The sequence below is a fragment of the Salaquimonas pukyongi genome (assembly GCF_001953055.1).
Classification (GTDB): Bacteria; Pseudomonadota; Alphaproteobacteria; order Rhizobiales; family Rhizobiaceae; genus Salaquimonas; species Salaquimonas pukyongi.
Window position 1 is genome coordinate 2,363,292 of the sequence record NZ_CP019044.1, and the last position, 13,480, is coordinate 2,376,771.

Genomic DNA, 13,480 nt, shown 5'->3' on the forward strand with positions numbered 1-13,480 from the left:
ATGACAAATGGATGGAACTTAGGGGCACTCATTGAATTCTCGCGGCAGTAGCAGGTCTGAACTGCTTCTGAAAATCATCGATGAACAGGACATGGATGAAGCCGTGGGCCTGATACGCGATATCGGACAGTATCAGCACACTGTCTATCACCTTGCCCACCGCACCAATTCGCCCACCGACCTGCCCTATTTCAAGTCAACCTACCCCTATAGCTGGCTTGGTCATTACCTGGAGAAGGAATATTTCGACATCGACCCGGTCATTCTTGACGGATTTCACCGCAGCGAACCGTTCTTCTGGTCGGAACTCGAAAGAAAGACCGATCAGCACGACGCATTTTTCGCCGATGCATACGAGCACGGCATAGGGCGAACCGGATTTTCCGTTCCCCTCAATGACCGGTCCCAGCGCAAGGCGATGTTCTCGGTAACCAGCAACATGGACGAAGATAGCTGGCGCATCAAGATTGACGTCGAGCGCGAAATGCTGATGCAAATTGGTGATGTCCTGCACCGCAAGGCTGTGCGGCAGGTTTACGGCAGCAGGGAGGCGCCGGCACTTTCTCCCAGGGAAATTGAATCCCTGCACTGGACAGCACGCGGCAAGGACTGCGCATCCATCGCCGAGATACTCCAATTGTCGGAACATACGGTCCGCGACTACCTGAAATCGGCCCGCCACAAACTGGGCTGTGTAACCATCGCCCAGGCAATTCATGAAGCGACAAAACACCGGTTGATTTCGTTTTGAGCAGGTTCCTCAGATTCAGCCCTGCTACCGGTTTCATTTATCGCAATCAGGAGTAGAATTATATTGAGAACTCTCCTTTTGCGGCAGCCACTGGCCCGCTAACCCCTTAAATTTAGGGGATTGCGGGATTTGCGCATCGCATGCTGAACTTGAATTGAAAAAGCACTGGCCAGTCTCGAAGTGGGTTCGAAAGCACAGGCTTTTTCAAGCACTGCCCGGTTTGAGTGGGTCAAACCGGGCAGTTTTTTACGTCGGAATGACGCCGCTAGACGTGTCCGGCTTAAATGGAATCGTTTGAGCGCCGGGCGTTTGGTCTTCGGCAAGGAGGAAAATGCGGCGCAGTGCAGGCACTGTCAGCTTTTTGCAACGCGGTCCGAAGGCCCGGAAACCAGGTTCAGGCGATTGCAGAAAACCCGATACATTCATGATGTTAAGTGCCCGGCTGTGGTGTCTTTTGCGCTCTGTCTTCGCCGAAATCCTCGCGAGGTGGCAAGGCACCGCGCTGCGGTGTTCTCCTTGCCGGAAACGAAAAATCCATCCATGCAAACTGCTTTAATTTAAACCGGACACGCTCTATCCGCTCAGCCTGGCTTTCAGTTTGGCACCGGCCACACCCATATCCACCTGCCCGCGATAACGCTCTTTCAAAAGTCCCATGATCTTGCCCATGTCGCGCAGCGATTGCGCCCCCGTTTCCTCAATGAGTTCGCCGATGACGCCGTCCAGTTGCTCACCGTCCAATTGCTCGGGCAAAAACTCCTTTATGATGCCGATCTCCGTCTGCTCCTGATCTGCAAGATCCTGCCTGCCGCCCTTCTGATAGAGTGCAGACGATTCCTCGCGCTGTTTGACCATCTTTGAAAGGATGTCGAGCACCTCCTCGTCATCGGCCTTGTCCTTGCCCTTTCCCCTCAATGCAATATCGCGATCGATAATCGCTGCATGGATGAGCCGCAGGGTGGAAGTGCGCTTGCGGTCCTGGCCTTTCTGGGCCGCCTTCAAAGAATCGGCGATCTGTTCTCGCAACATATTTTCCCGTCCTTCCGAAATCCGGATTCCTGCTTTGGAAAATCCAGCTGTTATGGGCTAGCCGGACTTAAAGCTCAACCGGCCTTTCAAAGAGTTGATAACGGTGGTGAAAAGCACCCGGCCACGGTTGACCATGCCTGCTTGTAGAACTATTGAACCGCTTCAGCCGCATTCTTGTTTTATCGAACCGCCGGAGTTCACGGCGCGTACAGTTGCGCACGCCATGCCGGTTTGTATCCGCGCCTTGCGTTAATGGAGCCCCTGGCAATGACCGATACGCTGACCAAAAATTCTGCCATCCCGAATGACGCGCCAGAACAAGGCACGACGCCCGGATGGAGTGTTGCCAAACCAACAGCCGTGCTCGTACTCGCCGACGGTACGGTGATTGAAGGCAAGGGCGCCGGTGCCACTGGCGAAGCCGAAGCGGAAGTCTGCTTTAACACCGCAATCACCGGGTATCAGGAAATTCTCACCGACCCTTCCTATGCAGGGCAGGTTGTCACCTTCACCTTTCCTCACATCGGCAATATCGGCGCTAACGACGAAGATCAGGAAACCTTCAATCCGGCTGCAGCTTCCGGCGTTGTCGGGGCAATCTTCAAGGCCGATATCACCGATCCCTCGAATTACCGGTCTGCCCGCCATTTCAACGACTGGCTGAAGGCACGCAACATCATTGCCATGTGCGGCATCGACACACGGGCACTCACGGCACATATCCGCGAGAACGGGCTGGCAAATGCCGTCATCGCCCATCACCCGGATGGAAAGTTCGACCTTGCAACGCTGAAAAAGCGCGCTTCGGCCTGGCACGGGCTTGAAGGTCTTGATCTTGCCAAAGAGGTCACCACTGGCCAATCCGCACAATGGAAGCAAACGCCCTGGCGCTGGAATGAAGGTTACGGAGAACAGGAGGCCGGCGATTTCAACGTGGTGGTGATCGACTACGGCGTAAAGAGCAACATATTGCGGCTGCTGGCCGGTCTTGGCTGCAAACTTACCGTCCTGCCGGCAAAAGCGACCGCCGAAGACGTGTTGTCACACAATCCCGACGGCGTCTTCCTGTCCAATGGTCCGGGCGACCCGGCAGCCACCGGTGAATATGCAGTACCGGCAATCCGCGGTGTGCTGGAAAAGGACATCCCTGTCTTCGGTATTTGCCTTGGTCACCAGATGCTGGCCCTCGCGCTGGGCGCTGCGACCGAGAAGATGCATCAGGGCCACCACGGTGCCAACCACCCGGTAAAGGATCACACCACAGGCAAGGTAGAAATCGTATCCATGAACCATGGCTTCTCGGTATCAGGCAAGAGTCTGCCTAAAGGTGTCACCGAAACCCATGTATCGCTCTTCGACGGGTCCAATTGCGGCCTGGCAGTCGATGGCAAAGCCGTCTTTTCGATCCAGCATCATCCCGAAGCCTCCCCGGGACCGCAGGACAGCCACTATCTGTTCCGCCGTTTCGTCAACCTGATGCGTGAGCGCCGGGGTATGGAACTGCTCGCCGAGTAGCTGCCATTTTCAAATGCCGGCTCAGGCCGCTCCGGCGCTGACCGCATCGCTTACCGGCTGTTCCTCGCGAACGAAGTACAGGATCAGGCCGCCAGCGGCGATAAACCCGATCACCATGAACAGCGCCAGCCTTGTTGCCAGCTGTTCGGCTTCAGCTGCCTCCAGCCCGTCCGCGATGTAGCGCGCGGTGGTATCGGCGATCAGCCATCCAAACAGCGCCGGGCCGACAACCGAAGATGACCGGCCGGCCACTGCAAACAGGCCGAAAAACTCGGCACTCTTGCCCGCCGGAGCAAGCTTGGCAACCATGGTACGGCTGACCGACTGCAGCCCGCCCATGGCAAAACCGGCGATGCCCGCGATGACGAAGAAGATCCAGCCTGCAAGATTGGTTTGTAGCCACAGCACGGCCAGCATCATGCACACCATGGAAACATAGAGCGCCAGGCGGCCGCTGAAACGCTGGCTGATTTCGCCGAACGCCCAGGCACCCAGCATGTTGGTCAGCCCCACCAGGATGATGAGAATGATCAGCTGTTCCTGGCCAAATCCGTACAGGACCGCACCGATGATCGCAGCGAAGTTGAGCGCGATCATCACACCATCATTGTAGAGAATGAAGGAGGCCATGAACTTGAAGTATTCGCGATGCTGGCCCAATTGCTTCAGCGTGCGCCACAACCGCTTGAAGCCCAGGGTCCACACACTCTCGCCCGGATTGAGTTTTGCCGGCTCTGCCCGCTCCTCAACAAACAGGATGAGCGGCAGGGTGAACAAAAGATAGTAGACTGCGGTGATCACCAGCGTCAGCCGCAACACGAAATTGCTGTCGAAAATGACCACCAGCGGCAGCACAATCGCCAGACACAGATTGCCGCCGATCGACCCGATCGCCCATCCGTTCCCCGAGATACGGCCGAAATCACGCCGGTCAGCGATTTCCGTCAAAAAGGCGTCATAGTAAACCTGAGCCGATCTGTAGCCGATCTCGGCCAGGATGAAGAAGGCCATGCCGGTGAAGACATCGCCCTTTCCAACGAAGAACAGACAGCCGGTAAACCCCGCCGACAGAAAGGTGAAGACGGCAAGCATCCGCTTTTTCACGGCAAAGTGGTCGGCCAGCGTGCCGAGTATCGGTGAGATCAGGGCAACGGCAACCATGGCGATCGCGACCGAAAAGCCCCAAAGCTTGGTGCCTTCCGCCCCGCCCACGACACCCTGTTTGAAATAGGCGGAATAAACCGCCAGCAGAACGACTGCCGCATAGGCGGAATTACCGAAATCGTAGAGATACCAGGCCGTTCGCCTGCCTTTTGGCGTTGCAAAAAACTCTCTCACGCTGCACTTCCCCGTTCCCTCGCTTCTCCGCCCCGCATAATGTGAGCAGATACCTTACATACCCCGCATGTCGGCACGGTCAAACGGATAGGCCGAAACTTCCTGTGCCGCCTCGCGCTTGTCAGCATCCTGCGAGTAGACGCCGTGATAGCGATCGGGAAGTTGCCCGGCAATGCTGCGCATGACCTGTTCACCAATCCTGTCGTACCAGTCCTTGCGGTCAGCCGGGCTTAGCTGAGCGGAATTTTCCGGTAGTGACAGATCGAGCGGCTTGCCGATGGCGATTATGAGTTTCGGCCGCCATTGCCTGAACAGGTTTTCGAACCCGATCAGCCCGACCGGCACCACGCGGGCACCGCTTTCCATGGCGATATAGCCGACACCGCCACGCGGTGGTCTTAGGACCTGGGCCCAGGATCCCCCTTCTGGAAATATGCCGACAACGCCACGTTTGCGCAGCACCGCGACCGAATAATCCAGAGAGGCACGCGAATAGGCGCCCCGGCGAACCGGAAAATAACCCCACAGGGAGGGAATGAACTTGACGATGAAGGGCGCATTGGGAAAGCGGAAACCGCCAACAAACTCAACCTGGCGGCGGGTCAGGCTGAGCAGCGCCACCGGGTCTGCAAAATGGAAATGATTGGCAGCCAGGATAACCGGGCCGGTGGCAGGCACGTTCTCGCTTCCACGAATTTCAAGCCGTGAAACGATCCTGAAAGCTACAAGGGCCAGCCGGCGCAAAATCCAGCGCATGACCCTGCGGCGCGGATACGGGTAATCCTCCCGGTCCGCACGCCGTGCCGCTGCTGTGCGGCTGTCATCAGCCTCAACAGATGCTGTCACAGGCTTCTGGCATTGAAAGTATCACAGGCCTCAATACGGCCGGATTCAAATCCGCGCTCGAACCACCGGCGGCGTTGTTCGGAAGTCCCGTGATTAAATGCTTCCGGCACCACATAGCCCTGGGTGCGTTTCTGGATCGCATCATCGCCAATCTGGTTTGCCGCAACCAGAGCTTCCTCCAGATCGCCCCTCTCAAGCCAGCCCTGCTTGGCAACGTAATGTCCCCAGACACCGGCAAAACAATCAGCCTGCAACTCGACCTTGACCGACAGCCGGTTCACTTCCAGCTTTCCCATGCTCTGGCGCATCCGGTTGAATTCAGGCAGCACGCCAATCACGTTCTGCACGTGATGGCCGACTTCATGCGCCAGCACATAGGCTTGCGCAAAATCGCCCTTGGCACCGAACTGGCGTGCCAGCGTCTGGTAAAAGGAAAGGTCGATGTAGACCTGATTGTCACCAGGACAATAGAACGGGCCGGCGGCCGAGGAGGCCAGCCCGCAGGCCGAACGCACCTGACCTTCAAAAAGGTTGAGCGTTGGATGGGGGTATCGCTTGCCATAGGCGCGGAAAATATCGTCCCAAACCTCTTCGGTGGACGCCATGACCACTTCCATGAATTCACGCATTTCGTCGTTGCGCCCGCCGGTTCCCGTTTGCCGGTTTACCTCCGGTGTTTGCTGCGGTGAAATGGAGGGGCCAAGGCCACCACCCAGCCCTCCGCCGGCAAGGCCGCCCAGGACTGCAAGCGGGTTAAGTCCCAGCGCCCATAATATGAGCCCGATAATGACCAAAGTCCCGCAGCCCATGCCACCCGACCGCATCGGGCGCACACGGCCGCCGGTCGGGATACGAAATCCGCCACCCCTGCCCGACGGAATTTTGAACATGCCGCCGCCTCCGCGGCCTCTCATATCTTTGACGTTTTTGCTGCGACGCCGGCCTTTCCAACGCATCTTTGCTGGCTCCTGCTCTTTGGCGGTATTCAGTCGTGGGTTCACGCTTTTCCCGTAAGGTAAAGCACATTTGCCTGAGCTTGCAAACGCCACATTCGGCAAGGGGCAGCATTCGGCCACCGCAGCCAGTACGCAGGTCCCGGTAAGCAGCACCTGATGATCACTTCGTGATCCACCTTCGATTGACATTCAGTCGGGCCTGTCGGCACGTTCGCTCTACCTGCATGGGAAAGGATAAGGACATGCCCGGTGAGCGCAGTAGCTGACATGACGTGGGATGCAGTGGAGGCACCGCTTTCCGGCGGCGCTCCGGCGCTGTTGGCAATCGGCGCAGCGTCAAAGGAACACGGGCTGCATCTGCCGATGAATACCGATGCAGTTCAGGCTGAATGGCTGTGCCGGGAAGTGGCCAAAAGAACCGGTGCCTTGTGGTGGCCGCCGCTGACCTACGGCTTTTATCCCGCCTTTACCGACTTTCCCGGCTCCATCACCCTGACAGGGGAAACCTTTCAGGCCCTTCTGCACGAAGTCTCGTGCGAAATTCTGCGCTGGAAGCCAAACGGCTTGTTCGTGCTCGACACCGGCGTTTCCACCTTGAAGCCGGCAGCACAAACCCTGGCGCGGATCGACAACGCCTTTCATGTTCCGGTCGTTGAAGGCCGCCGTTATCGCGAAGTGGCAAACCGGCTTGGCGAACAGGTTACCGGCTCCCACGCCGACGAACTGGAAACCTCCCACATGCTCGCCATCGCTCCCGGTGTTGTGGACATGACCCGGGCCAAAGCCTCGCCCCCCGGCGAAATTCCAGGCACGCTCACCCGGCAGAATGCACCATCCGGCTCCTATGGCGACCCAACACTAGCATCGCTTGAAAAGGGCGAAGCTGTCGCAACAGCAAAGGTGAAAGACTGTGTCGAGGCTGTGCAGTCGCTGGCAAAAACAGCTTGATTCCACGGTATCTTGCCGTGGCAGCCGCAAGCCTGTTAATTCCGCTGAAAGCTCGCATTTCCGGGGTTTCATAGCCCGGCGCTTTACCCTATAAGGCGGGCTTAGCCACAGAGCTGATTGATGCCGCCCGGACAGCCCAAGCTGCCCGGTTTTTTATGCAGGGCGCGAACCCGCCGGAACGACACCATGCCGAAACGCCAAGACATTGATTCCATCCTGATCATCGGGGCGGGGCCGATCATTATCGGCCAGGCCTGCGAGTTCGACTATTCCGGCACCCAGGCCTGCAAGGCGCTGAAGGCCGAAGGCTACCGGATCATTCTGGTCAATTCGAACCCGGCCACGATCATGACCGACCCCGATCTCGCCCACGCCACCTATGTGGAACCCATCACACCCGACGTGGTTGCCCGCATCATCGAGCGAGAACGCACCGAGCATCCCGGCGACAAGCTGGTGCTGCTCCCCACCATGGGCGGGCAAACGGCGCTCAACTGCGCCCTGTCGCTCAAGCAGATGGGCGTGCTCGACAAATGGGACGTCGAGATGATCGGCGCCGATGCCAAAGCCATCGACAAGGCGGAAGACCGCAAGCTGTTCCGTGAAGCAATGGATCAAATCGGGCTTTCGACACCCCGCTCACGCCTTGCCAACGCCACGGAAATCAAGACCCTGGACAAGGAGCGTCATGCTGCCGAAGTCGCCCGCATCAAGGCGGAAATACCGGACGGTCACAAACAGCAGACAGCGCTGGACGATTTCGAGAAGGAATGGGCAGCAGGCGAAACAGACCGCAAGGAACGCTACAAGGCCCATGCCCTGGCAATTGCATCCGATGCACTCACCGTTGTCGGCCTGCCGGCCATTATCCGTCCCTCCTTTACCCTTGGCGGCACAGGCGGCGGCATAGCCTACAACAAGGCGGAATTTTTCGAGATCGTCGAAAACGGCCTGGATGCTTCGCCCACGACCGAGGTGTTGATTGAAGAATCGGTGCTCGGCTGGAAGGAATACGAAATGGAGGTCGTCCGCGACAAGGCGGACAACTGCATCATCATCTGCTCCATCGAGAACATCGACCCGATGGGCGTGCATACCGGCGATTCGATCACCGTCGCACCGGCGCTGACGCTGACCGACAAGGAATACCAGATCATGCGCAACGCCTCGATCGCGGTGCTGCGCGAGATCGGGGTGGAAACCGGCGGCTCCAACGTACAATTCGCCGTCAACCCGAAAGACGGCCGTCTCGTCGTTATCGAAATGAACCCGCGGGTTTCAAGGTCTTCTGCGCTTGCCTCCAAGGCGACAGGGTTCCCGATTGCAAAGGTGGCTGCACGGCTTGCTGTCGGCTACACGCTGGACGAGTTGGAAAACGACATCACCGGCGGTGCAACGCCGGCCTCGTTCGAACCGTCAATCGACTACGTCGTAACGAAAATTCCGCGCTTTACCTTCGAAAAGTTTCCAGGCGCAGAACCGGTGCTGACGACGGCAATGAAATCTGTCGGCGAGGTCATGGCAATCGGCCGCACATTCCCGGAATCCCTGCAGAAGGCACTGCGCGGGCTTGAAACAGGTCTTACCGGTCTTGACGAAATCGATATCCCCGGGCTCGGCGAGGGCGACGACAAGAATGCGATTTCCGCAGCCCTTGCCTCCCCCACCCCCGACCGGCTGCGCATGGTCGCACAAGCCTTTCGCGAGGGCTGGACCACCGAACTCGTACACCAGGCCTGCAGCATTGATCCCTGGTTTCTCGATCAGATCAGCGACATCATTGCCATGGAGGCACGCATACGCGAGCATGGCCTGCCGGATGATACGGACAATCTGCGCATGTTGAAGGCCATGGGCTTTTCCGATGCACGCCTTGCTTCGCTTGTGGCCATGGATACGGCGGATGTCGCGGCTGCCCGCGAAAAACTCGGCGTTCATCCCGTCTACAAGCGCATTGATACCTGCGCTGCGGAATTTGCCTCGCCAACGGCCTATATGTACTCAACCTATGAAGTGCCGTTTGCCGGGAAAACCCGCAGCGAAGCCCAGGTCTCGGACCGCAGGAAGGTCGTCATTCTCGGCGGCGGGCCAAACCGCATCGGCCAGGGCATCGAGTTCGATTATTGCTGTTGCCATGCTGCCTTCGCCCTGTCGGATGCCGGTTATGAGACCATCATGGTCAACTGCAACCCGGAAACGGTGTCCACCGATTACGACACTTCCGACCGGCTTTATTTCGAACCGCTGACAGCAGAGGATGTGCTGGAAATCCTGCGCGCCGAGCAGGAAAAAGGCACCCTCCATGGCGTCATCGTCCAGTTTGGCGGCCAGACCCCGCTGAAACTCGCCGGCGCCCTGCAGGAGGCGGGCATCCCCATCCTCGGCACGCAGCCCGATGCAATCGACCTTGCCGAAGACCGCGACCGTTTCCAGAAACTGTTGCACAAGCTGAAGCTTCGCCAGCCCAAAAACGGCATTGCCTATTCCGTCGAACAGGCGCGCCTCGTTGCCGCCGAACTTGGCTTTCCCCTCGTTGTGCGCCCTTCCTATGTTCTGGGCGGGCGGGCCATGCAGATCATCCGGGATGAGGCAGGCCTTTCCTCCTATCTGCTGGACACGGTGCCCGAACTCGTGCCGGAGGAAATCAAGGCGCGCTATCCCAACGACAAGACCGGACAGATCAACACCCTGCTGGGCAACAACCCCCTGCTCTTCGACGGCTATCTGCCAAACGCCATCGAACTTGATGTCGACTGCATCAGCGATGGCAAGGAAGCGTTCGTCCCCGGCATCATGGAGCACATTGAGGAGGCCGGCATCCATTCGGGGGATTCGGCCTGTTCCCTGCCGCCCTATACGCTTGATGCCACCACCCTCGACGAACTTGAGCGCCAGACGAAACTGCTTGCCGCCGAGCTCAAGGTCGGCGGCTTGATGAACGTGCAATATGCCATCATGGATGGCGAGATCTACATTATTGAGGTCAATCCGCGCGCCTCACGCACCGTGCCCTTTGTTGCCAAGACCCTGGGCAGCCCGGTGGCCAAGGCTGCCGCCCGCATCATGGCGGGCGAAACCGTTGAAAGCGCTTTTGCCGATTATGGCGGCAAGCCCGATCCTCGCGCACTCAGACACATCGCGGTCAAGGAATCGGTTTTCCCCTTCACCCGTTTTCCCGGCGTCGATACCCTGCTCGGCCCGGAGATGCGCTCCACCGGCGAGGTGATGGGCCTCGATACCACCTATCCCATGGCTTTCGCCAAGGCACAGCTTGGCGCCGGCACCGATCTGCCACGCAAGGGCACGGTGTTCTTTTCCATGAAGGGGGACGACAAGGGGCGGGTGCTGGAATCTGCCCGCGAACTGGCAGAGGCCGGTTTCCAGATTCTGGCAACCGGCGGTACCTGCCGCTACTTCAACGATCACGGTGTTGAGGCAGGGCGCATCAACAAGGTCTTGCAGGGCCGCCCCCACATCGAGGACTCAATCAAGAACCGTCAGGTGCAACTGGTCTTCAACACCACGGCAGGCCAGAAGGCGGTTTCCGATTCAAAGTCCCTGCGCCGGGCAGCACTGATGATGAAAGTGCCATATTTTACCACCGTCAACGGCATCAAATCCGCCACCCTGGCCGTGCTGGCATTGCGCGAAGGCGACCTCGCGGTCAAACCGCTGCAGGATTATTTCAACTGACCCTTCTTGCAGGTCGCAAAACCGCCGATCGGTCTATGGTGACGATTTTTCTTGGTTGTCCAGCTGTGGCAATATAACCGGCAGTTCCGCCGGAAGGTTCGATTTGCATCTTGCAGAAGGGCAGGAATACAAAAACAGGGGGAAATTTCATCAAAGCCGACAAGCGCTATGCGCTTTTCATATTAGCGGCAATCTTTGCGGTTGCGCATCTAGACAGACATGTTCTTGGCATTTCCCTTGATGCAATCGGCAAGGAATTTGCGCTGTCGGATAGCCAACTCGGATTTTTGTCCGGTTTTGTTTTTGCCGTGGTTTTTGTTGTCGCCGGTTTTCCGATTGCCTGGCTTGCTGCAAGGGGAAGCCGCCGCAACATTGTCGCAGCATCAGCAACGCTCTGGAGCGTGCTGACCATATTGACCGCCTCAGCACAGAATTTCCTGCATCTGATCATCGCCCGAATTGGCGTGGGCATTGGCGAAGCAGGTGCTGTTGCCCCAGCCCACTCCATGATTTCCGACTTGTATCCGCCCGACCGCAGAACCTCTGCATTGGCGACGTTTACGACGGGCGCAAATATCGGCGTGTTACTGGCCTTTTTGATTGGCGGCATTGCCGGGCAAGCGCTTGGCTGGCGTTGGGCGTTCGTGATTGCCGGAATGCCGGGTTTACTGCTTGCGGTTTTGCTTCGGTTTACGGTCGGCGAACCGATGCGCGCATCCGATAAAACAGTATCATCAAAGCCAAGCACCCTGTTCGCTTCGAGTTTAAAAACCATCTGGGATGACCAAGGCCTGTTCCACGCCATGATGGGGCTGGCGCTTACCGGCATTGTAACCTTTGGTGCGCTTGCATGGACCCCCGCCTTCATTATTCGCGCACATGGGTTAGGTCAGGCACAAACCGGTGTTTACCTGGCCTTGAGCATCGGAATCATCGGTGGAATTGGCACCTGGCTTAGCGGACGGCTGGCAGACCGGCTTGGCGCGAATAACGCCAAATGGCGCATTGGCATTGTGATTGTGGCCATCCTTGCAGCAAAGCCGCTGATCTGGGGGTTCCTCCTGATCGGCAATACAAGACTGGCGCTCACGCTTTATACCATCGCTTTAACCATGGGAGCTGTCTTCTGGGGCCCCACTTTTGCTTTTTTGCATTCACGCGTGGCCAATGAGATGCGGCCCATGGCAACCGCCATATACTTGTTTGCCTTCAACCTGATCGGGGTTGGCATCGGTCCAACCGTGGTCGGCTTTGCCTCAAGCAATGTATTCCACGGCTTTGGCACCCATTCTCTGGGGATTTCCATGGCGGCGATCCACCTCGCCGGCCTTTGGGGACTGTGGCACTATTGGAAAGCGATGCAGACGATTAACTGACGATGGTCTTCAACTGGTTTCGCAACCAGGCATGAGCCGGATCATCCGTGTAGTCATCATGCCAGATCATGTGCCAGCTTTCAGGGGGCGTTTTGAAAGGAACCTTGAATATTTTCAGGCCAAGCTGATCGGCAAACCTCTCTGCTATGTTGGAGGTCACCACCCCGATCAGGTCGGTGTCGGCAACAATGTAGGGCAACGACAACATGCGTGAAGCCTTGCAGACAATCCGGCGAGTGCGGCCTTTTGCTTTGGCTTCCTGATGAAAACTCGATGCCCGGCGCAGTGAATCACCGATCAAAACCCATTGAAGACTAAAGAAATCATCCTCGGTGATCGTGTCCTTGTGACCAATCACCGGATGATCGGCTCGGGCGATGATGCATGTTTGTGTTGATAACAGATGGCTGGAACGGATCTTATCCTCGTTGATTGGGATGACGAACAAACCCAGGTGAACTTCCTTGGCTAAAATCCTCGCTCGCAGCTTCTCCGGATCCATGGGCTGAAGCGCAAAAGAAATGCCGGGGCAGTTCTGGGCAGCATGGCGGATCAAAGCCGGCATCAGCACCGGTTCAACCGCATCCGACATGATGATCTTGAACTCCATGACGGAGTCTTCGGGGGAAAAATCACCCGCTTCCTCCAGCGATTTTTCTATTGCTTTTAGTGCCTTGCCAATAACGGGCGCGAGGCGCCTGGCCTCATCGGTTGGAGCGATGCCCTTGCCTTCACGCTCAAACAGCGGGTCATTCAACGTATCGCGTAACCGGTTGAGCGCATTGGAAACCGCTGGCTGGCTAAGCGCCAGCTTGTTGGCTGCCTTGGTAATGCTGCGCTCACTGAAAACAGCCTCAAAAACCAGCAGCAGGTTCAGATCAAGATTTCTTAAATTCATGTTGTGAATACACTCCATCACGAAATGAAACTTGAATGTGCAGAATATTCCGATCAAATCCTAACACAATAAGCTTTTTGGACTCCTGATCGCTTCAGCGAATTATGTCTGTGAATATAATTCATTCAAG

10 protein-coding genes are annotated in these 13,480 nt (G+C 57.4%); 5 read left to right on the plus strand and 5 right to left on the minus strand.

Translation table 11 applies throughout. The features are described from left to right. The first annotated feature begins 31 nt into the window (after positions 1-31). The gene (locus BVL55_RS17215; protein ID WP_075996980.1) at positions 32-751 is read left to right on the plus strand and encodes a LuxR family transcriptional regulator; all 720 of its coding nucleotides are present in this window, start codon (positions 32-34) and stop codon (positions 749-751) included. A 573-nt stretch (positions 752-1,324) separates the two neighbouring features. Here BVL55_RS17215 and BVL55_RS11295 read toward each other — a convergent pair. Then, complete coding sequence (locus BVL55_RS11295) at positions 1,325-1,777, minus strand: GatB/YqeY domain-containing protein (protein WP_075998101.1); 453 nt, start codon at positions 1,775-1,777, stop codon at positions 1,325-1,327. Positions 1,778-2,047: 270 nt separating this feature from the next. On the opposite strand from BVL55_RS11295, the gene carA reads away from it, so the two are divergent. Further along, positions 2,048-3,295: a glutamine-hydrolyzing carbamoyl-phosphate synthase small subunit gene (gene carA / locus BVL55_RS11300; RefSeq protein WP_075998102.1), complete on the plus strand. Its 1,248-nt coding sequence runs from the start codon at positions 2,048-2,050 to the stop codon at positions 3,293-3,295. A 21-nt stretch (positions 3,296-3,316) separates the two neighbouring features. On the opposite strand, the gene BVL55_RS11305 is transcribed toward carA, so the two are convergent. Genes BVL55_RS11305 through ypfJ form a run of 3 tightly spaced genes read right to left on the minus strand, consistent with a single transcriptional unit; the run spans position 3,317 to position 6,435 of the window. After that, on the minus strand, positions 3,317-4,633 hold the full coding sequence (locus BVL55_RS11305; protein ID WP_075996982.1) for an MFS transporter: 1,317 nt from the start codon (positions 4,631-4,633) through the stop codon (positions 3,317-3,319). 54 nt (positions 4,634-4,687) lie between these two features. Next, the gene (locus BVL55_RS11310; RefSeq protein WP_075996983.1) at positions 4,688-5,479 is read right to left on the minus strand and encodes a lysophospholipid acyltransferase family protein; all 792 of its coding nucleotides are present in this window, start codon (positions 5,477-5,479) and stop codon (positions 4,688-4,690) included. Then, the gene (gene ypfJ, locus BVL55_RS11315; protein WP_075996984.1) at positions 5,476-6,435 is read right to left on the minus strand and encodes a KPN_02809 family neutral zinc metallopeptidase; all 960 of its coding nucleotides are present in this window, start codon (positions 6,433-6,435) and stop codon (positions 5,476-5,478) included. Before ypfJ ends, BVL55_RS11310 begins: the two co-directional genes overlap by 4 nt. A 249-nt stretch (positions 6,436-6,684) precedes the next feature. On the opposite strand from ypfJ, the gene BVL55_RS11320 reads away from it, so the two are divergent. The 3 genes from BVL55_RS11320 (at position 6,685) to BVL55_RS11330 (ending at position 12,452) form a co-directional block, all read left to right on the plus strand. Continuing rightward, on the plus strand, positions 6,685-7,383 hold the full coding sequence (locus tag BVL55_RS11320; protein WP_156892525.1) for a creatininase family protein: 699 nt from the start codon (positions 6,685-6,687) through the stop codon (positions 7,381-7,383). Between the two features lie 186 nt (positions 7,384-7,569). Next, positions 7,570-11,076 (plus strand): carbamoyl-phosphate synthase large subunit, encoded by a 3,507-nt coding sequence (gene carB / locus BVL55_RS11325; RefSeq protein WP_075996986.1) that lies wholly within the window; start codon positions 7,570-7,572, stop codon positions 11,074-11,076. A 110-nt stretch (positions 11,077-11,186) separates the two neighbouring features. Then, positions 11,187-12,452: a spinster family MFS transporter gene (locus BVL55_RS11330; protein ID WP_244530497.1), complete on the plus strand. Its 1,266-nt coding sequence runs from the start codon at positions 11,187-11,189 to the stop codon at positions 12,450-12,452. Here BVL55_RS11330 and BVL55_RS11335 read toward each other — a convergent pair. Continuing rightward, the gene (locus tag BVL55_RS11335; RefSeq protein ID WP_075996987.1) at positions 12,445-13,407 is read right to left on the minus strand and encodes a LysR family transcriptional regulator; all 963 of its coding nucleotides are present in this window, start codon (positions 13,405-13,407) and stop codon (positions 12,445-12,447) included. The two genes, BVL55_RS11330 and BVL55_RS11335, sit on opposite strands and share 8 nt — an antisense overlap. Positions 13,408-13,480: the final 73 nt, after the last annotated feature.